The sequence below is a fragment of the Lactobacillus sp. ESL0681 genome, from assembly GCF_029392835.1.
Classification (GTDB): domain Bacteria; phylum Bacillota; class Bacilli; order Lactobacillales; family Lactobacillaceae; genus Lactobacillus.
In genome coordinates this window covers 975,152-996,476 of the sequence record NZ_CP113943.1, presented here as the reverse complement: position 1 = coordinate 996,476, position 21,325 = coordinate 975,152, and the positions used below count along the sequence as shown (strand labels likewise).

Sequence of the window (21,325 nt, the reverse complement as noted above, 5' to 3'; positions counted from 1 at the left end):
TTTAATTGAGTAAAGTATATCGTTTTCCGGAAAACTTTTTATGGGGTGGTGCTACGGCTGCCAACCAATTTGAAGGGGCGACTAGAGAAGATGGTAAAGGTTGGACAACTGCTGATACTGCCAAGTATGAACCAGATCCTAAACTAAGGATGCAGCAAATGCTTGCACCGATGACTACTGAAAAGGTTGAGGCTGCGCTAAACGATCAAACAGGCTTGTATCCTAAGCGTTATGGTGTCGACTTTTATCATCATTATAAAGAAGATATTAAATTGTTAGCTGAGATGGGCTTTAAAACCTTCCGCTTCTCAATTTCTTGGGCACGAATTTTGCCCAATGGCGATGATGATGAGCCGAATGAGCAGGGCTTGCAGTTCTATGAGAATGTCATCGATGAGTTGCTCAAATATAATATTGAGCCATTAGTAACTATTAGTCATTATGAATTTCCGTTGGCTTTGTCACTTAAGCAAAATGGTTGGGCGGATCGGAAGACGATTGCTGCTTTTACTCATTACACAGAAATTTTATTCAAGCGATTCAAGGGCAAGGTCAAATACTGGATTAGCTTTAATGAAATGAACTTTATTACAATGACTGGTTACCTGGCTGGCGGAATTTTAGCTGATAAAAATGGTGATCAATCAGCAACTCAAGTTAACTATACTGCCATGCATCATCAATTAGTAGCAGCAGCCCAAGCAACTAAATTGCTTCATGAAATTGATCCTGCTGCTCAAATGGGATCGATGATTGCGCGAATTGAGAATTATCCAGCTACTTCTAAGCCTGAAGACGTGATGGCTAGTGTTGAGTCTGATCATGCTAACTTCCTAATGATGGATGTTTTGACAAATGGCGAATATCCTAGCTACGCTAAGCGCTTGTTTGCAGATAATCATGTTACTCTTGATATTACCCCTGAAGACCGTCAGGTTCTCAAGGAAAATACTTGTGATTTTGTCAGTTTTAGTTACTATATGTCGGGTATCGCTGGTGGTGATGGCGAAGAAGCTGCTGGTAATTTGATGAGTACCAAGAAGAATCCATATCTTAAGACCAGTGATTGGGGTTGGCAAATTGACCCAGTTGGTCTAAGAGTCACCTTAAATAAGATATATGATCGCTACCATAAGCCAATTTTCATTGTTGAAAATGGTTTAGGAGCTAAAGATGAATTAACTACTGATCACCAAGTTCATGATGATTATCGAATTTCTTATCTGCATGATCACATTGAGCAAATTGGTGAAGCCTTAGAAGATGGCGTTGACATAATCGGTTATACACCTTGGGGTTGTATTGACTTAGTCAGTGCTAGTGGTAACGAAATGTCCAAGCGGTATGGCTTTGTTTATGTTGACCAAGATGACCAAGGTCACGGTAGTCTAGCGCGTTACAAGAAAGACTCGTTTGCCTGGTATCAACATGTTATTGCTACTAATGGTGCTGAACTATAATTAATATTTATTAAAATACGGAACTCTAGTAGTTTCGTGTTTTTTTGTATATTGTGGCAAAGTAATAATAAATGTAGTATGCTATATAATTATGGAACAAAAAATTACTAAGCTACTTTTACAGCGACTAGGACCAAAAATTAAAATTGCCAATACATTGATTGAAAAAGAATTAAATAAGCAGTTTGCGAATCTGTTTGCAGATTATTCTTTAACTGGTGCCCAAATTTCACTGTTGGTTTACTTATATGATGCTGGCGGCCGAACTGTTACCCAGAAGGAAATTGCAGATACATTTGTTTTGAGTCATCCGACTATTCGGGGAATTGTAAGGCGACTCGAAGCTAGCAACTTAATTGAAACTGCTCGTTTAAAAAGTGACCAACGACAAATTGTCTTGACTTTATCGGCAACAGGTTTTGCTTTACTTAAAGAGAATATTGCTCAGATTCATGCAATCATGAATGGGATTAATGAGCAAATTGTGTTGGGTCTTACCGAAGCAGAAACTGCCCAATTAGAACAATTTTTAAATAAAATTATTGGTAATTTTTAGTTTTTTTCTAAAAAAGGTAGCTTACTACATAAAAGGAGTAAAAATGAAACAAGATAGCAAAACTATTTCTCAATCAAAAAGAATTTGGATGATGTGCGTACTTTTATTTGGTGCGTTTGTATCATTGCTGGCTGAGACTTTTTTGAATAATGCAATGCCAACAATTATGCGTTCTTTTAATGTTACTCAGGCTACAGCACAGTGGCTGACTACGGGTTATTTGCTAGTAGTTGGGTTAATGATTCCAATGTCAGCTTGGATTTTCGAATCGTTTAGCCTAAAGCAGAATTATTTGACAATGATGGGTATCTTTTTTGCTGGTTCAATTATTTGTGTTTTTGCACCTAATTTTCCGGTATTGCTGATTGGTCGAATCATTGAAGCTGTTGCAGCTGGTGGCTTAATGCCATTTATTCAAAATGTGATTTTGCTAATGTTTCCTCCTGAAAAACGGGGAATAGCAATGGGAATTACTGGATTAGTAATTGGTTTTGGACCTGCGGTTGGACCAACTATTTCTGGTTTAATTTTAAAGTATGCCGACTGGCAAATGTTATTCATTGTTTTAAGCATAGTTAGTGGATTAGTGGTACTATTAGCGAGCTTTGCAATTCAAAATATTACTACGCCTAAAAATGTTACCACTGATGTTATTTCGTTTTTAGAAGCAATTTTCGGTTTTGGCTTAATTTTGTACGCTCTGTCTGAGATTGGTAATACTGGGAAAATTACGCTCATCTTAGGCTTATGTCTAATTGGTGGTTTGGTGATCATTTATCTATTTTGCCGGCGACAATTAACATTAAGTGAGCCACTATTAGATGTGCGCGTTTTTAAAAATTTAAAGTTTGACCTTTGTACAATGCTAAGTACCATTAGTAATATTGCGATGGTCGGGATTGAGTTAGTCTTGCCGCTATATTTGCAGACAACCCGTAGTCAAAGCGCATTGACTGCTGGATTGGTCATGATGCCAGGAGCATTAGTTATGATTATCTGTAATCCGATTTCGGGCGGTCTATATGATAAGCTGGGGATCAAGAAATTATCACTATTTGGCTTTATGATGTTGCTGCTAGGGACTTTGCCGATGCTTGACTTTAATAATCAAACCAGTTTGGTACTGATTGCTTCATGTTACGCTCTGCGCATGGTGGGGATTTCTTTTACAATGATGACGACTTTTACAGCTGGAATTAACCAAGTTACTGGCAAGTTAACCGCCCATGCTAATGCTGGTTCCTCTACAATTCGCCAAATCGGTGGTTCGCTTGGTACAGCGTTAGTGATGATGGTAATTACCTTAAACTCGGCTCATGCTAGTACAAATAATGGGGCAGCACAGGGCTATCATTGGGGCTTTATTTTGATGTTAATTTTTGCATTGGTTGGTTTAGTGAGCTCATTTTTCTTACCAGTTGCTAAGGCAGAACATAAATAATCAAAAAAGACTGAAACAACTAAATTTCAGTCTTTTTTCGTGGGCAAATTTAATCTGCATGACGCCACTTTGCATCAGTTAAGATGCGGGCGGTTAAAAGCCCCATTGGCAATGCAATAATAATCATTAGCGCGTTCATAATCCAATAGGCACCAACGTTAATCTGGGTGACGCCAAAATCAAATGCAGCGCGATACATATATAGTCCAGGTACCATAATGACGATAGCAGGAACTGTAATCGCAATTCGCGGAAAGCCGACTTTATCTCGAACAAAACTGGCAATTAATCCGGCAAGTAATGCTCCGATAAAGGCTGCTAGAGCAGCTGGTAAATGAGTTAAGTCGACTAAACTTAAGCGTAGTGTGTTGGCTAAAGCACCAATCAGCGCTGCTACGATTGCCATTGGTAATGAAGAATTAAACATAATTGAAAAACCAAACACTCCGCCAAAGCTGGCAAGTAATCGAAAACAAGTTAGTAGTAAAAAATTTAAATGTAGTTGCGGCATTGAACCAGGCGTTAGATTGAGGCTTAATGCTGCGCCCCAACCGACCATCGTAGCAATCATGATAATTAGAATTGCATAGGTTAAGCGTTCTAAACCTGAGCGCATATCTAGTTTAGATAGATCAAGTCCCGAAGTAATAAATGGAAATCCAGGAATCACATAGAGCATGGCACCGATGTAGCCGTAAACGTGATCATGATGCCAACCTAATAATTTTTGTCCTATTAAAAAGCATAAAAAATAAACTCCGCAAGATATAGCAACTGCTACTGCGATTTTAGCAATTAGGGTAATCTTCTTTTTACCCATTAGTCCATGAACATAGTTGCCAATGAGTGCTCCAAGAAAACTGCAGCACATTTCTGGAAGACCGCCACCAAGCAAGAAAATGAAGCAGCAACAGGCGATTCCAGCACACAAAGCAGTAGTGATAGTTGAATAGTTTAAGCTATGATGATTAATTTGATCTAGAGTTTGATGAATTTCACCGATCGTCCATTCTTTTTGTCCAGTTTCAAATTGGCGTACCAAGTTTTCCAATTGGTTAAGTTTATTCATGTTGACTGCAGTTGTTGGTAAAGATAGAGTTTGTGAATAAGATTTGTTGTTAACATCAAAGCAAGTATAGTTAATTGAAACTAAGCCAATATCAGCTGAGCAGGTAATCTTAAGCGCTCGGGCGATAATATTCATCGAGTCTCTAACCCGCCATGCCCCAGTTCCACAGGATAGTAGCATCAAGCCAATTCTGCCAACTAACGAGCCTTTTTCAACTAAGGTAATATTTTTAAGTGGTGTGTCATCTGGACTTTTAAAAAACTCTTTCCATTGAATACGCATGTGGTGATGACTTGATAAATGACGTTGCTCAGTAGTCTGATTTTCTTGCATAAAAACTATTCAACCTTTCTAATATAATTGGTTCCTATTCTAGCACATGACAGATATCTGCTCTGATTTAGTAATAATTGCAATAATTACTAAAATGTGGTAAAATTAACCCTTAAAGGAGTTGTTATTTAGTGCCAACATCAATTATTACCATTAAGCAGGAGTTGGATTCACATTTAGGTGATCCTATAACAGTTGTTGCAAGAGCTGGTCGTAAGAAGATCACAAAACGTCGCGGTGTTTTGAGAGAGACCTTTCCAGCAGTTTTTGTAGTTGATTTAGATCAAGATCAGAATAATTTTGAACATGTATCTTACAGTTACACTGATTTGTTAACCAAAAATATTTCTTTGAAATTTGATGACGGAGCTAAGGCAACCGAATAAAATTAGGCAATAGAACTTTTGGCATTGACATTTTGTAAAAATGTTGGTGTCTTTTTTGTTGGCTTAAGGTATAGTATTAAAAGACTAAAAGACAAACATTAGAAAGGAGAAATTATGAAACGTTCAGAGAGGTTAGTCGATATGACTAAATATTTGATGGAACGACCACATAAATTAATTCCACTACCGTTTTTTGTAAAGCGTTATGGTGCAGCTAAATCATCGATTTCTGAGGATTTAGCAATCTTAAAGCACACTTTAGCTAGCAACCAGGACGGAATTTTAGAAACTTTAGCAGGAGCTGCAGGAGGGGTACGGTATATTCCGTTTTGGGGTAAAAACCATGCTCAAGAATATCTTCGAGAATTGGTTGAGCTGATCGAAGACCCCCAACGAATCTTGGCGGGAGGATTTGTTTACCTATCTGATATTTTGTGCAATCCCAGATATTTGGATAAAATCGGTAAGTTAATTTCGACGCGCTATGCTTACTCCAATATTGATGTGGTAATGACAATAGAAACTAAAGGAATCCCTTTGGCTCAAGTAGTTGCGCAGTATTTGAACGTTCCTTTCATCATTGCTCGCAAACATTCTAAGGTAACAGAAGGTGCCTCGGTTTCTGTGAACTATATTTCATCTTCTCTAGATCGGGTTTCCAAGATGGAATTACCAACAAGGGTCTTGGAAGAAAACTCCAATGTCTTGCTAGTCGACGATTTTATGATGGCCGGCGGTACTTTGACAGGGATGCAGCAATTAGTCAAAGAATTTAATAGTACTATTGCGGGTGTTTGCGTTTTGTGTGAAGCAGATTTTGATGATGTGAAGTTAATTGAAGGGCATCTTTCTTTAGTCAAAATCGAAAAGGTTGATAGTGAAAAAGGCAATATCGTAGCCCAACCTGGCAACATTGTGGACCATACCGATTTTAACCGCTTTTAGTATTAAATGATATACTAGAATCTAGTTGCAATTTAAGAATATAAAGAGGTTAAAATTAATGAAAAAGTTTGTAGTTGTCCTTGCCGCTGGCAAGGGTACCCGAATGAAGTCGAAGCTGTATAAGGTCTTGCATCCAGTCTGTGGTAAACCGATGGTTGAACATGTAGTTGATGCAGCGCAGGCAATTGCTCCTGATCAAGTTGTGACCGTTGTTGGTAATGGTGCTGATGATGTCAAACGGGTTTTACAGGGAAAGTCTAAGTTTGTTCTGCAAGAAAAGCAGTTAGGCACTGGTGATGCAGTGTTAACCACACAAAGCGAATTAGCAGATAAAACTGGTGCAACGTTAGTAATTACTGGAGATACTCCATTATTTACTAGTCAAACACTACAAAAGTTGTTCGATTATCATCAAAAAAAGGGTAATGCCGCTACGGTTTTGACAGCTCAAGCGCCTGATCCATATGGATATGGTCGAATTATTCGCGATGAGCAAGACAATGTTTTGCGAATTGTTGAGCAAAAAGATGGTAATTCTGATGAACTAAAAGTTAAAGAAATCAATACTGGTGTTTTCTGCTTTGATAATGAGCAGTTATTTGCTGCGCTAAAAAAGGTAAATAACGATAATGCTCAGGGCGAGTATTATTTGACTGATGTATTAGAGATTTTGCGTAATGAAGGTCAGCGAGTTGGTGCTTATAAAATGCATGATTTTAGTGAAAGTCTTGGTGTTAACGACCGAAAGGCACTGGCTCAAGCTACAAAAATCATGCAAAAAAGAATTAATGAAGAGCATATGCAGAATGGTGTTTCCTTTGTTGATCCAGATACGGCTTATATCGATGCCAGTGTCAAGATTGCTTGCGATACGACGATTGAGGCCAATGTTGTTATCAAAGGCACTACCGAAATTGGTAGCAATTGCTTGATTACTTCGGGTTCACGGATTACCAATTCAAAGATTGGTGATGCTGTAACTATCACGTCATCAACTTTGGAAGAAGCTGAAATGGCTGATCACACGGATATCGGTCCTAATTCGCACTTGCGTCCCCAAGCGATTATTTGTAGCGGTGCTCACATTGGTAACTTTGTAGAAATCAAAAATGCGACTATCGGTACTAACTCTAAGGTTGGTCATTTAACGTATATTGGTGATGCAACACTTGGTAGCGGAGTAAATGTTGGCTGTGGTACAATTTTTGCTAATTTTGATGGCGTTAAAAAGGATCGTACCAATGTTGGTGATTGTGCCTTTATTGGTTCTGGCGCGACGCTGGTTGCTCCAGTTAATGTAGCTGATCATGCTTTTGTGGCCGCAGATTCAACAATTACTAAGGATGTTGGTCGCCATGAACTGGCTATTGCACGCGGCAGACAAGTTAATAAGCCAGATTATTGGCAAAAACTAGCTTTATCTAAAAGTACAGATTGGCAATAACGAATTACCTTTTTTACAAAAAGGTAATTGTGTTAAGAATCATTAACGACTTGGTAACAATGGTTTACACAGCAAGTATTTAAGTTACAATATTGGATAAATAATTGATTAAAATTGATGTGAGGTAGAAATATATGAAATTAAGTCATAAATTGCTAATGGTTTCGGCTGCAACGCTAATGGGTGTAAGTCCTGTAGTACCTGCGGTTCAAGCGACAACCGTACAGGCTGCTAAGAAGACTTCAACTAAGAAACCTGCTTCCAAGAAGGGCACAATCAAATTAAGCCATAATGCTTATGTTTATGACAAAAACGGTAAGCGCTTAAAGGAATATATGGGTAGCTCGAAGTATACCACTATTGCTAAAGGTGTGACGCTCAATTATAACGGCAAGAAAAAAATCGCTGGTAAGCAGTATTATTCTTTAGGCAATAATGCTTATGTTAAGGCGACTAACGTTGGCTATGTCGATGGCAAGAAAGTAAAAAAAGCTAAGACTACCACTGCTACTTTAAAAAAGAATGCTTACATCTATGATGCTAATGGCAAGACCGATAAGCAGAAGCTTAAAAAAGGTACTAAAGTTGGTGTTGACCAATTAATTTATATTGGCAAAAAATTGTATTACAGAATAAGTGGTCAGACCGATCAATTTATCAAGTCAGCTAATGTAGCCAGCACAACGGGCCCAGACCTAAAGCCAGTTAATAACAAGCCTAAACCTGCTAATAAGCCAAGTGATGATCAAAAAGAATCAACTGTCATTACCTTGAATCATAATGCCTATATTTATGATGGCGAGGGTAATACTGAACATGACTCAATCAAAAAAGGTAAACAAGTTACAGTTGATAAATTAGAATACATTGGTAAGAAACTATACTTCCACATTAACGACAGTAATTATCCTGGTGACGATCAATGGGTTAAGAAGAGTAATGTTGGTGTAATTACTGGTAAACAGCTTGAACCCGCTAATGATAAGCCAGGTGTCGACCATTCGCAAACTATCATTACTTTGGGTAAAGATGCCAGTGTTTATAACAATTTGGGAGTTGTGCAACCAACCCAAACTTTTGCCAAAGGTCATACTGCACGCGTAACTGAATTGCGGTACATCTGGGTTTCAGCAGATAATAAGGCAGAATTATTCTATAAACTGCAAAGTGATAAAAATGGCGGCTATATTAAAGATGACGATGTCAGTGAAATTAGTGGACCAAAATTAAGTCCAGTAAATACGCCGCAAGATGCTAAGAATGATATTACGGTTGCCATGCCATCAGACAAGACTGCCTTGCAACAAGCTCTCAACCAAGCTGCAACGGTTAAAGGCAGTGACGCGTATAAATTATCGGCTAAGACCTTGCGTGATAATTATGATTCGGCTATTACTAGTGGTAATCAGATTAACACAGGTAGCTCAACTATTGGGCAAGTTAATGATGCACTTAAGAAAATTAATACTGCTCAAGCAGCACTTAATGGTAAGAAGATAGTGGTTGTGGACTTGAACAATCTGACGATTGCTGAAGCTGACCAAATTGCTAGTCTTGCTGCAACTGCTAACGATGTTGATGTTAATGCTATTCAATTTAGTGATAACAATTCGACTCTCACAATTACTGGTTCAAATAGTTTTGCTCAAAAATTAAATATTGCTGATTACGCTACAACTAAGTAGAGATATTAGCTAATAAAATTAAGCGACTTGGAGAAATTCTAGGGTCGCTTTTTTTAATTGTATAAAATGTGGTAACATTAACTAATTATAAACCGCTATTATTTACAAGGTAAAGGGGATAAAATGCTAGGTTTTTCAATGTATCTGGGACGTGATTTAACGGCTCAAGATTATAATTACTTATTGGCGATGCATAATGCTGGCTTTGCGACTGTTTTTACATCACTGCAAATACCAGAAGATGATGCAGGCGTCGTTTTGACTCGTTTGGGTGAATTGACTAAATGGTGCAAAAATTTGGATATCGATATCGTGGCCGATGTGTCACAGGAGGGTTTGGCACGAATGGGGCTTAGCCTTGAAAACTTTGAGCAAATTCAGCAATTGAATTTGACTGGATTACGAATCGATGATGGAGTTGATGCCAGCCTAATTGCTAAGCTGTCTAGATCAATGCCTATCGCCCTTAATGCCAGCACTATCACATCTAGCGAGATTACCGCATTGCGTGAACATGGAGCAGATTTTGATCATTTGCAAGCTTGGCACAATTATTATCCACGCCCTGAAAGTGGTCTTGATGCTAATTGGTTTAAGCAAAAAAACGCTTGGCTGCATAAGCAAAACTTGCAAACTATGGGCTTTATCGGTGGAGATAGCACTAAACGTGGTCCAATCTATGCTGGACTACCAACGCTTGAAAAGCAACGTGGTGAGAATCCGCTAGCGGCAATGCTTGAATTGCAACAATTAAATTGTGACCATGTCTTTGTTGGGGATGCAGCATTGTCGTCAGAAGCAATTGCCAGTTTTACTGATTATCTGAAGAATGATACCTTAACTTTGCATCTAGCAAAAGAGTTGCCTGAACTAAGTAGTCAAGTTTGGCATAATCGTCCAGATGTAGCGCGTGATGTGGTACGCTTGGTTGAAGGTAGAAAGCGGCAGTCCTTTGATGTCACGCCGCAATCGGAATCGCTGCCTCGTCCAATAGGAACGATTACTTGTGATAATAGTCGCTATTTACGCTATCAAGGTGAGTTACAAATTACTAAGAAGGATTTACCAGCTGATGAGCGTGTGAATGTACTTGGTAGAGTGGTAACTGCAGATTTGCCAATTTTGGCGCAGATTGATGCGGGCCGTAGGTTAACCTTTAAGGTTGCTAAAAACTAAATAAAGTAGCGATTGTGTTTTAAAGTGCGTATTTAACGAGCTTTTGAAAAAAGAAGTTTTTTTTTATCATTGATGTTGAAATACTTTTTCAAAAGGGATATAATGAAAACGAATTCAAATTATAACTAGTAGGTGAAAAGATGAATTTTGAGAATCGAGTTGAAGCAACTCGGAGAAATCTGACAACTTCTGAAGAGAAGATTGCCGATTATATTTTAGGGCACCCTGAAACAGCAGTTAAGATGAGTATTAGTGAATTGGCGCAGGCTTCTAAGACAAGTGCGGCAACAGTTTCAAGACTAGTTAAGAGTCTGCAAATAGATTCTTATACTGCAATGAAAGTGATGATTTCGGTTGACCTAGCTAATCAGACTGATGCTGATGCTGATGAAAAACTTGATGTCACTGCTGATGAGTCCTTTACTTCGATTTGTAATAAGTTGATTAGTAATGAAATTGAAAATATTAATCAAACTAAAAACTTACTTCAAGAAGATATATGTAATGCGGTGGTTGATCGTTTACTAAAGACCAAGACAATTTATGTTTTTGGTGTTGGCGCGTCAGCTCTTTCTGCTAAGAATATTTATCAGAAGTGGACCAGAATTGGTTACAACGTTGTTTGGGAAGAGGACATCAATGTTTTGCTAGCACAGCTTAGCAGTGCTAAGGCAACCGATACTTTGTGGCTCATTTCTAATTCTGGAGAAACACCGGAATGCTTATACCTAGCTAGTTATGCTCAAGAGCAACATATCTTTACAATTACGTTGACAATGTTTGGTTCCAATAGCCTGTTTAAGCTAGCGGATTTAGCATTGACTACCTCTAAGCCAATTGAGCCAGATGTGCGTGTGGGAGCAACGAATTCTTTGACGGGTCAGTTTTATTTAATTGATGTTATTTTTTATCTTTATTTTAGCCGTAATTATAAGAAAAGTCTCAAGGCTATTACTGCTTCACGGCAGGTAGTCCAAGACTATCGGAAGAGTTTTAAATTTAAAAAATAATCTATTATTGGTATATTTAGTCTGCTATTGCTATAACAAGCTAGATTTGCAAAGCTGTATAATTGGTATTATAATGTTTTTGATTTTAATGTAGGAGGTTACGAGAATGAGTGCTGATAAATATAGTACGATGGGCGAAGAAATTTACGCTCAAATTGGCGGTGTTGCCAATGTTAAGTCCTTGTATCATTGTATGACCCGAATTCGAATTGCGATTCGCGATAATGATCAAGTTAATCTTGCTGGACTCAAGCAGATTGACGGTGTACTTGGAGTGGTCGAAGGCGATACTCTAGAGATTGTGCTGGGACCGGGTGTTAATACCAAGGTTGCGGCCAGTATGGTAGCTAAGGCTGGCGTAAAGGAAAATGATCCTTTCCCAGAACAGGCTAACTCTTATGCTGCTGATAAAAACGCAGTAACGCAAAAAGCTGATGAAGTTCATGCTGCGCACAAGGCAAGTCTGAAGAAGACTTGGTGGCGGACGGCTTTACAACACATTTCGGCTGTTTTTGTACCGTTAATTCCAGCTTTTGTTGGTGCCGGACTTATTTCTGGTGTGGCAGGTATCTTGAAAAACATGCTGACTGCTAAAATGTTGCCAGCAAGTTGGACATTAGGCATAACTGTTCTTAGTGTAATTGCTAGTGGATTATTTAGCTATCTTAATATCTTTGTTGGGATCAATGCTGCCAAAGAATTTGGTGCAACTCCCGGACTTGGTGGGATTATTGGTGGAATTGTCTTCTTACCAGGTGTAGTAGCACCAATCACTATTCCCAACATTTTCAATGGTCAGCCGCTAGCAGCTGGTCAAGGAGGAATTATTGGGGTATTACTCTCAGTTTGGCTGTTGTCTTATGTGGAGAAGTTTTTCCATAAACATATCGCTGATTCGATAGATATTATCTTTACACCGTTTTTGACTTTGTTAATTATGGGATTGTTCACTATTTTCATTGTGATGCCAATTGCCGGTTGGGTATCTAATTCACTAGTTGGTGGTATTAATTGGGTTCTGCAAGTTGGTGGTCCAGTTTCAGGTTTTGTTTTAGGTGTAGCTTTCTTACCAATGGTAATGTTTGGTTTACATCAAATCTTGACGCCAATTCACTTACAAATGATTCAAAAAATGGGTTATACACCTCTATTACCAATGTTAGCAATGGCTGGTGCTGGTCAAGTTGGTACAGCTATAGCTCTTTGGATTAAGTGTCGCAAAAATAAGGAATTGACTAAGTTAATCAAAGGTGCTTTACCTGTTGGTATCTTGGGTGTTGGGGAACCGTTAATTTACGGTGTTTCATTGCCACTAGGTCGGCCATTTATTACTGCTTGTATCGGTGGTGGTATCGGTGGTGCCGTAATTGGTGCATTCGGTAACGTAGGGTCGATTGCGATTGGTACTTCTGGTTTAGCCTTAATCCCATTAATCGCTGATCACAAATGGTTACAATATTGTATTGGACTATTAGCTGCTTATATTGGTGGTTTTATCGTAACTTATCTTTGGGGTGTTCCTAAGTCAGCTATGGTTGCTAAGAATGAAGATGGTTCACTGGTTGAAGATGCCAAGCCTGAATCTGTAGTAGCACCAACAGCTGTGCCTGAACCTTCTACTACAACTAAGAGCGTAGCAGTTAATCTAGTTAGTCCAGTTAGTGGTCAATTAGAAGATTTAAGTTTAGTTAATGATGACGTTTTTGCACAAAAAATGGTTGGTGATGGCTTTGCAGTAGTACCCGATTCAGGTACAATTGTTGCTCCAGTTGCTGGTACAATTGTAGCGGTTATGGAAACTAAGCATGCGATTACTATGAAGTCGGAACAAGGTAATTTGGAAATGTTGTTGCATTTCGGAATTGATACAGTAGATTTGAAGGGTGCACCATTTGATATTAAAGTTAAGGCTGGACAAACAGTTGAACGTGGCCAAGAATTAGCGCAAATGGATCTGCAGGCTGTTAAAGCAGCTGGTAAAGACACAGTAATTATGACCATGGTAACTAATATGGATCAGGTTAAGCAGATGTCACCAATAACACCAGCAGCAGTTAAATCCGACCAAAATATTATGACAGTAACAACTAAGTAGGGAATTTATGGAAATCAAAAATTTAGTAACTGAAACACGTAATCCAGCTACCACCCACATTGACACAATGTCAACGCTTGAAATGGTTAAAACGATTAACCGTGAAGATCAAAAAGTCGCTGAGGCGGTAGCAACACAAGCTGAACCAATTGCCCAAGTGATTGATGCAGCTGCTAAACTTTATGCGGCAGGCGGACGCCTTATATACGTAGGTGCTGGAACTAGTGGTCGTCTAGGGGTGCTAGATGCAGCAGAATTAGTGCCAACTTATGGAATTAAATCTGAGCGTGCCATTGGTTTGATTGCTGGTGGACAGAAAGCAATGTATCATGCTGTTGAAGGTGCAGAGGATTCTGCTGAATTAGGTCAGCAGGATTTGCGGAATTTAAACTTAACGGCTAACGATACAGTCATTGGTCTAGCAGCGAGTGGTCGAACACCATATGTAGTCGGCTGCCTTGATTATGCTAAAGAAGTTGGTGCATTAACCACTTCAATTGCTTGTGTACCTGATTCAGTTATTGGTGAACATGCAGATATTGCGATTGAAGCAGTTGTTGGTCCCGAAGTTGTAACTGGATCAACAAGAATGAAAGCCGGTAGTGCTCAGAAAATGATCTTGAATATGATTTCTACTGGAATCATGATTCGGCAAGGTAAGGTGTACGAGAACGTCATGATTGATGTGCAGCCGACTAATGCAAAATTAGTTGATCGTGCATGTCGCATTATTAATGTGGCAACTGGTGCTACTAAACAGGAAGCATTGACCACACTAGAGAAAACTGATAATAATGTTGCTTTAGCTATTGTGATGCTTAAAACAGGTAAGGCTCAAGCAGAAGCAGCTAGCTTATTAGAAGCTAATCATGGTAATGTTAGTCAAGTTTTACAAGCTGATTAGATAGTTCTAAGTATAAATTTTCATAATAAAAAAACAATTTTCGCTAGCTAGTGAAAATTGTTTTTTATTTTATGGTTATTATATTGAAAAAATAAATCATTAATTACTTTTTATTTATAGTGTAGTAAACTCATTGAAAAGCTGCTAAAATTATCCACAGTGAAAATGTTTTATTAATGTAATTATAAGAAGGGATTTTATGAAAAGTACGAAGCGAGCTTTTTTATTAGCTGCTGCTACTGGGTTCGCATTGTTATTTAGCAGTGTGTCAGTTGTTAGTGCTGAAGTTAAGACGTTTGATGCAGAAAGCTATCAAACTGGGAATAAAGAAGTGGACCAATGGGCAGATTTAACAGATACTAAATTTAAACAATTGGTCAGTCCGATTAATAATGAGCAACCGCTAGCTAGGAAAAATAATTCTTTGGGAATGATTGTACCAGATAATTATTGGCAGCCAGAGCGCTATTGTAATTTGGTTAATCTAGAACCTGCAAGCGGGCATAGTTTTTCACAAGGATCTAGTAAATCGTTTCAATTAATTGATAATAGTCAATCAGCTTCTGTGACAGTGCCACATTATTTACACCATAATAAGCGTTGGGTTGATGCAATCTATACTTTTAAGTTGAAAGGCGATAATACTAGTCACGATTGGGCTAAGTCTAACAGCCGAGCTAGTGTATACCTAAATCTTGGTACATCATATAATCGGCGTAATTGGTTCAGTTTGTGGACTAACAGTGCTGCACCACGTGGCTATTACCAGACTGATGTGTCTTCACGCTGGGATATCAACGTGAAGTTTGTCTATTCAGATGATCAAAGTCCGGTTAAAGCGACTGGTACGGTAGAATTTCCAAGTGTAAATACTCAATTTATGTATGCTTTCGATAAGCAGCAAATGCTTAAGAATGGTGATCGTGTTTATGGTCCTGCTCCTACTGGTAATAAACAAGGGATTTTGCGTGGGAATCTCGATAGTAATGGTCAATATTTCGATGTGCGTGGTGCTAGCAGACAAACTGGTTCAGGAACTTATAACGCCGAGACAACTTTTCTTTATGTTTTCCACAATGGTGAACTGAATTTTACTAATGTAAAGACTGGTTCAACTTATCCTAATGCAATGTTTAGCCGTAATGTTAGTGAACCATATATTGCCCAAGAAGTGCCATATGGCGATCTAGTTGGAACAATTAATAAGCAAGGCAAGATTACTGAAACAAGTGATGATCAGGTGGATGATCAAACTCCTGGTACTGCCCAAGTTCGTTTGTATCAAGCATTTCCTAATCAGCCAACTGCGCAAACTGTTAAGCAATATCAAGTACAATTAACTTTACCTAAATATGCGAAGTTAACTGGTCCAGAAAACTTAGAACTTAATAATTATAATTACCAAAAAGATGCAGCTAAAATTCTTAAGACTGCTAAGGTGAGTGATCCTAAGAACAATGCTAATGGAACTCAGACTTACACGATAACTTTTGGTGATGGCAAAACAGCGATTAATGATAATAATTTACAGCTCAAGATTAATGCACAGATTGACTGGGATAATCCGGAATTGTTAACTACTCTTAAGCAAAATTTTGTTAAAGCAGCGGATGGTCAAAAATATTTGGCAGTTAAAGCTAAAACCAAGACGATTATTGATGGTAAAACCATGGACAATGGTCAAGTTACGACCAAGGTTGAGGAACCAAAAGGTAAAGTTAACGTTCATTATGTTGACGGCAACCAGACTGACTTACAAAAGCCAGTGTCATTAGCTGGCGTGGTTAATGCTGGTTTTGATATCGAAATGCCACAAACTGTAGTTGATACTTATAATGAAGAATATCAAGTAACTGGTGAAGTTAAAAATGCTGCTGGTGAAAAGGTCGATCCTAAGAAGTTAAGATATCAATATAACAGTAACAAGCCCCAGGACCTCTATGTAATTTATCAAGATACTGGCCATAAGTTTGCTTCAATTCTTAACGGTAAACGTGTCGGTTTCTTAGGTTCGTCAGTAACCGTTGGTTGGCAAGATCACAATCATTCATTTGTGGATAACTTACGTGAACAAGACGGCTTAGTAGCCTTTAAAGAAGCAGTCACAGGAACAACGCTGGCAGGTCAAGGTAGTAACACTTATGTTCATCGTTTACTAAAGATGAAAGATGGTAATACTGCTGCTGGTGCTAGCAAGGGTAAAAATGCTTTAGCAGATGAACCACTTGACGCCTTTGTTTTGCAAGTTTCGACTAATGATGCTAATTCTGGTTACAAACTTGGATCAGTGAGTGATTCTAAAGAATTGCAGGACTTTGATATTAATACCGTTGCTGGTGCGATGGAATATATCATTAAGTATGCTGAGGATACTTGGCATTGCCCGATTATCCTGTATACAGGTTATTATGAAAACAATGCTAAATATCAACAAATGGTAGATTTAACATACCAATTACAAAAGAAATGGCATTTCACCTTGCTTGATATTTATCACAATCAAGAAGTTCATGATTTATTCAGTTCCGATAAGACTAAGTATGTGTCAGCTAATGACTTTATCCATCCCAGACACGCTGGATATCAAGTATGGACAGATCTTTTCCGTCAGACGTTAACTGATGTATTTAATAATGAAGTTACGGATAAGTAGCTAATTATTGATAAAAATCAAATATTCTCCAATCTACTACTTTCTTTGTTAAGTAAGATCACAGATTGGGGAATTTTTGGTTTAAGGAAGAATATTATAGATTTTTAACTTTTTCTAGTTAAAATAGCTCCAAAGACTTGAATGTCGCGTGTTAAAGTTGAATAATAAAGAGAAAAGCGTCCTTTTTTAGTCAACTTTTGGTAGAATAATAAGTTGTTAACATGTTTTTACGGAGGAAATTATGTCTTATAAAGACAATATAATGTTGTTTGCCCTTAATTCAAACGGTCCGCTTGCTCAAAAGATTGCTGATCGCGTTGGTGTGCCGCTAAGTAAGTCAAGTGTGCAACGCTTTAGCGATGGTGAAATTCAAATTAATATTGATGAATCTGTGCGTGGCAAGGACGTATATTTGATTCAATCAACTAGTGCACCAGTCAATGATAATTTAATGGAACTACTAATTATGATTGATGCGGTTCGGCGTGCTAGTGCGCAGACGATTAATATTGTGATGCCATATTATGGCTATGCTCGTCAAGATCGTAAGACGCGCTCACGTGAGCCAATTACTGCCAAGCTGGTAGCAGATATGTTGCAAACTGCTGGTGCAACCAGGGTTTTATCATTAGACTTACACGCACCGCAAATCCAAGGATTTTTCGATATCCCAGTCGATAATCTAATGGGAGCACCACTATTAGCAGATTACTTCTTGAGTAATCACTTAGAAAAAGATGCCGTAGTTGTCTCACCAGATCACGGTGGTGTTACTCGGGCGCGGAAGTTAGCTGAATTTTTAGGAACACCAATTGCGATTGTGGATAAGCGGCGTCCGCGTGCTAATGTGGCAGAAGTAATGAATATTATTGGTGATGTTAAAGGTAAACGTGCAATTATCATTGACGATATGATTGATACTGCTGGCACGATTACATTAGCTGCACAAGCCTTAATTGATGCAGGAGCAACTGAAGTTTATGCCAGCAGTACACATGCCGTGCTTTCTGGGCCAGCGGTTAAGCGGCTAAATGATTCTCCGATTAAAAACTTAGTTTTGACTGACTCAATTCAACAACCTGCAGAAAAGCAGCTTGATAAGACCTTGCTAGTTTCAGTAGGACCGCTGATGGGGGATGCAATTAAGTGCATTCAAGAGCATAAGCCAATTAGTCCATTATTTAATACTAGATATCAAGAAGATAAAAATTAAGTTGGTTGACTAACCATACTAATCAGCTGTCCTGTCAGAAATGGCAGGGCAGTTTTTTGCTAAAGAAAATTGTTTACTAATTTTAAAATCTGTTTCATAATATTTTAATAATATAGTGAATGATAGGAGAGATAAAATGTCACTTGAGAAAGTCATAGAGTATTTCAGTCAGTATCAATTAGAAGAACGAATTCACGTTTTTGATCATGAAACGGCTACAGTCGAACAAGCAGCAAAAGTTCTGGATATAGAGCCAAATCAAGTTGCTAAGACTATGGCTTTCAATTTAAAAGAGGGGCCTATTGTAATTGTCACGGAGGGAGGAGCCAGAATTGCCAATGCTAAATTTAAGGCAGCGTTTGGACAAAAGGCTAAAATGGTGAAACCTGATGAATTGGAATCTGTAGTTGGTCATCCAATTGGAGGGGTTTGTCCGTTCGCGTTAAAGCCCAATGTTAAAGTTTATCTTGATCAAAGTCTTAAGCAGCACGAGGTTGTCTATCCAGCAGCCGGCTCAGCCAATTCTGGGATCGAACTGACTTTAGCAGAGTTAGAAAAATACGCTCAACCTGCTGAATGGGTTGATGTGACTAAGTAGCTGTTTCTAGTGGAGTAGTTTAGATGTTGGTTCTTCCGTGATCCAATAGAACTGTAAGTTCTAAAATGAGCTATAATAAGGCTAAAGATAAATGAGTTAATGAAAGGAATTAACCTTGCTACTACTAAAAAAAGCCGATATTCAAAAATGTTATACCTTAAAGGATGCAATGACTGCAGTTACTGAAGCATTCAGATTGTTTTCAAAAGGGGAAGTTGAGGTACCATTACGTACCCAAATTGTTAATCGGCAGCAAACGGGTTCATATTTATGTATGCCAGCCTTTTGCGAGAGCGCAGACGCTGCTTGTGTCAAAGTCTTGAACATGTTTCCAGATAATCCTAAGCAAAATTTGCCGACCATTAATGCTCAAGTATTGACAATTGATACTAATACAGGCGTGATTAACGGCATGATGGATGGCAATTATGTTACTCAATTACGTACAGGGGCTGCATCAGGAGTTGCGTTTCAAAATCTGGCTAAGCAAAATTGTACTAAAGGAGCCGTAATTGGCACAGGTGGTCAAGCAGCTACGCAATTAGAAGCGATGCTGAATGCGCGCAAGTTAGAATTAGTTGAGGTTAGCGACCGTGACTATCCACGGGCACAAGAATTTGCGCAAGCAATGTCAGAGCAACTTGCAAATTATGGCGCTAAGATAGTTGCAGTACCTACTGCTGATGAAGCAGTTAGAGATGCGGACTTAATTATCTCGGTCACGTCTTCAACGCAGCCAGTTTACGATGGTAAGTTAGTTAAAGCTGGTGCGACCGTGAGCGGTGTGGGCGCATATCAACCACAAATGCAAGAAACACCAGTTGAATTATTGCAACGTACGGATAAAATCTATTTCGATTCGCAAGAAGCGGTTTTGGCAGAATCTGGTGATTTAATTATTCCACTCAAGCAGAAGACGATCAATCAAGACAAGTTTGTTGGAGACCTGGGACAAGTTATCTCGGGCGACTTGCCAGCTCGTGAAAATGATCAGGAAATTATCTTTTTTGAAACTGTGGGGATTGCTGCTCAAGATTTGCTTACTGCTAAGTCAATTTATGATCGAGCATTAGCAGCTAACGTAGGCATGCAATGGTAAATATAATAAGGAAGAATAAAAATGTCAATTGAGCAAGAACTAATGCAGCGTCTTGAGCGTGACGAAGATAAAATGATTGCTATTAGGCGACATTTACATGAACATCCGGAACTCTCAAATGAGGAACGGGAGACACATGATTATATCAAACGCTTTTATCAAGGGATGGCTTGTACGGTCAAAGATTGTGGTACTGGATATGGCATCACGGTTGACATTGATAGTGGTAAACCTGGTCCTAAGTTAGGATTGCGGGCAGATTTTGATGGTCTGGCTATTGACGAAGATAATGATTTATCGTTTAAGTCACAAAATCGTGGGGTAATGCACGCTTGTGGCCATGATGCTCATACTGCGTATTTAATGGTTTTAGCCAAAAACTTGATTGAGCTTAAGGATAAGCTACGTGGTTCAATCCGCATTATTCATCAGCCGGCTGAGGAAAAAGCTCCTAGTGGCGCACAAAAGATGATTGCTGGTGGCGTTCTAGATAACGTTGATCACGTAATTGGCTTGCACGTGATGTCGACAATGCCGCTAGGCACGGTTGCTTATCATCTAGGTGAGAGTCAAACTGGTCGTTCAAACTTTACAGTTAAGTTTATTGGCAAGGGTGGACATGGTTCCATGCCACAATTGTCCAACGATGCGATTGTCGCAGGATCATATTTTGTCATGGCGGTGCAAACGATTGTTTCGCGCCGGGTTGAGCCCAATGCCCATGCTAGTGTTACAATTGGGTCTTTTGATGGGGCTGGTACCAGCAATGCCATCAAAGAATCAGTTACCCTTAAGGGTGATATTCGCATTATGCAGGAGAGTACGCGTACAGTTATCGAGCAGCAACTTGAACAACTAATTAAAGGGACAGAAGCGATGTTCGGCGTAAAAGTTGAATACGAAATTGTTAAAGATGTACCGGTTTTGTATAACGATCCTGATTTCACTAAGCAAATAGTTAAGAGCCTAAAAGCGGAAGTTGCTAATGTTCCGGAGATAACTGAAGTTAGTGATCTTGGAGCACAGGATCCGTCAGAAGATTTTTCCTATTATGCTTTGCAAAAACCGTGTTCCTTTTTATATATTGGCTGTGACGTTGATGATGGTCAGACGCATCCCCACCATAGCCCTAATTTTATGTTAGATGAGCGTTCGCTACTTATTGCGGCTAAAACCGCGGGTCTTGCTGCAGTTCATTATTTAATGGATTAACTAAAGAGAGCCTGAAAAATTCATGTTGGATTTTTTCAGACTCTAT

Annotated in this window: 17 protein-coding genes; 16 read left to right on the top strand and 1 reads right to left on the bottom strand. The window is 38.8% G+C overall.

Features of this window, described 5'->3' with window-relative positions; genetic code table 11:
* Positions 1 to 5 precede the first annotated feature (5 nt).
* From OZX59_RS04795 to OZX59_RS04785, 3 genes are all read left to right on the top strand, one after another.
* Positions 6 to 1,460 carry a family 1 glycosylhydrolase gene (locus OZX59_RS04795; RefSeq protein ID WP_277124799.1) on the top strand — a complete coding sequence of 485 codons (1,455 nt, stop codon included), beginning with the start codon at positions 6 to 8 and terminating at the stop codon, positions 1,458 to 1,460.
* Between the two features lie 91 nt (positions 1,461 to 1,551).
* Positions 1,552 to 2,016 carry a MarR family transcriptional regulator gene (locus tag OZX59_RS04790; RefSeq protein ID WP_277124797.1) on the top strand — a complete coding sequence of 155 codons (465 nt, stop codon included), beginning with the start codon at positions 1,552 to 1,554 and terminating at the stop codon, positions 2,014 to 2,016.
* Positions 2,017 to 2,059: 43 nt separating this feature from the next.
* On the top strand, positions 2,060 to 3,457 hold the full coding sequence (locus OZX59_RS04785) for an MDR family MFS transporter (RefSeq protein ID WP_277124795.1): 1,398 nt from the start codon (positions 2,060 to 2,062) through the stop codon (positions 3,455 to 3,457).
* Between the two features lie 49 nt (positions 3,458 to 3,506).
* Here the strand turns inward: OZX59_RS04785 and OZX59_RS04780 are convergent, their stop codons facing one another.
* Positions 3,507 to 4,859, bottom strand: a complete 1,353-nt coding sequence (locus OZX59_RS04780; RefSeq protein WP_277124794.1) for a threonine/serine exporter family protein — start codon at positions 4,857 to 4,859, stop codon at positions 3,507 to 3,509.
* 131 nt (positions 4,860 to 4,990) lie between these two features.
* Between OZX59_RS04780 and OZX59_RS04775 the strand changes: the two genes are divergently transcribed.
* The 13 genes from OZX59_RS04775 to OZX59_RS04715 all read left to right on the top strand — a co-directional run bounded on the left by OZX59_RS04775 (position 4,991) and on the right by OZX59_RS04715 (position 21,279).
* Entirely contained in the window at positions 4,991 to 5,245 is a 255-nt protein-coding gene (locus OZX59_RS04775) for a Veg family protein (RefSeq protein ID WP_277124792.1), read from the top strand.
* A 114-nt stretch (positions 5,246 to 5,359) separates the two neighbouring features.
* On the top strand, positions 5,360 to 6,190 hold the full coding sequence (purR, locus tag OZX59_RS04770; protein ID WP_277124790.1) for a pur operon repressor: 831 nt from the start codon (positions 5,360 to 5,362) through the stop codon (positions 6,188 to 6,190).
* 58 nt (positions 6,191 to 6,248) lie between these two features.
* Positions 6,249 to 7,634 carry a bifunctional UDP-N-acetylglucosamine diphosphorylase/glucosamine-1-phosphate N-acetyltransferase GlmU gene (gene glmU, locus OZX59_RS04765; protein ID WP_277124788.1) on the top strand — a complete coding sequence of 462 codons (1,386 nt, stop codon included), beginning with the start codon at positions 6,249 to 6,251 and terminating at the stop codon, positions 7,632 to 7,634.
* A gap of 134 nt (positions 7,635 to 7,768) precedes the next feature.
* Positions 7,769 to 9,319 (top strand): SLAP domain-containing protein, encoded by a 1,551-nt coding sequence (locus tag OZX59_RS04760; protein WP_277124786.1) that lies wholly within the window; start codon positions 7,769 to 7,771, stop codon positions 9,317 to 9,319.
* A 123-nt stretch (positions 9,320 to 9,442) separates the two neighbouring features.
* Positions 9,443 to 10,495 carry a MupG family TIM beta-alpha barrel fold protein gene (locus OZX59_RS04755; protein WP_277124784.1) on the top strand — a complete coding sequence of 351 codons (1,053 nt, stop codon included), beginning with the start codon at positions 9,443 to 9,445 and terminating at the stop codon, positions 10,493 to 10,495.
* Between the two features lie 140 nt (positions 10,496 to 10,635).
* The gene (locus OZX59_RS04750; protein ID WP_277124782.1) at positions 10,636 to 11,505 is read left to right on the top strand and encodes a MurR/RpiR family transcriptional regulator; all 870 of its coding nucleotides are present in this window, start codon (positions 10,636 to 10,638) and stop codon (positions 11,503 to 11,505) included.
* A 106-nt stretch (positions 11,506 to 11,611) separates the two neighbouring features.
* Entirely contained in the window at positions 11,612 to 13,600 is a 1,989-nt protein-coding gene (locus OZX59_RS04745; RefSeq protein WP_277124780.1) for a glucose PTS transporter subunit IIA, read from the top strand.
* A 7-nt stretch (positions 13,601 to 13,607) separates the two neighbouring features.
* Positions 13,608 to 14,504 (top strand): N-acetylmuramic acid 6-phosphate etherase, encoded by an 897-nt coding sequence (murQ, locus tag OZX59_RS04740; RefSeq protein WP_277124778.1) that lies wholly within the window; start codon positions 13,608 to 13,610, stop codon positions 14,502 to 14,504.
* Positions 14,505 to 14,703: 199 nt separating this feature from the next.
* Positions 14,704 to 17,157: an SGNH/GDSL hydrolase family protein gene (locus tag OZX59_RS04735; RefSeq protein WP_277124776.1), complete on the top strand. Its 2,454-nt coding sequence runs from the start codon at positions 14,704 to 14,706 to the stop codon at positions 17,155 to 17,157.
* A gap of 241 nt (positions 17,158 to 17,398) precedes the next feature.
* The gene (locus OZX59_RS04730; RefSeq protein ID WP_277124774.1) at positions 17,399 to 18,370 is read left to right on the top strand and encodes a ribose-phosphate diphosphokinase; all 972 of its coding nucleotides are present in this window, start codon (positions 17,399 to 17,401) and stop codon (positions 18,368 to 18,370) included.
* Between the two features lie 136 nt (positions 18,371 to 18,506).
* Entirely contained in the window at positions 18,507 to 18,968 is a 462-nt protein-coding gene (locus OZX59_RS04725; RefSeq protein WP_277124772.1) for a YbaK/EbsC family protein, read from the top strand.
* Positions 18,969 to 19,083: 115 nt separating this feature from the next.
* Complete coding sequence (locus OZX59_RS04720) at positions 19,084 to 20,067, top strand: ornithine cyclodeaminase family protein (RefSeq protein WP_277124770.1); 984 nt, start codon at positions 19,084 to 19,086, stop codon at positions 20,065 to 20,067.
* Positions 20,068 to 20,088: 21 nt separating this feature from the next.
* Positions 20,089 to 21,279, top strand: a complete 1,191-nt coding sequence (locus OZX59_RS04715; protein WP_277124768.1) for an amidohydrolase — start codon at positions 20,089 to 20,091, stop codon at positions 21,277 to 21,279.
* The last annotated feature ends 46 nt before the right edge of the window (positions 21,280 to 21,325 follow it).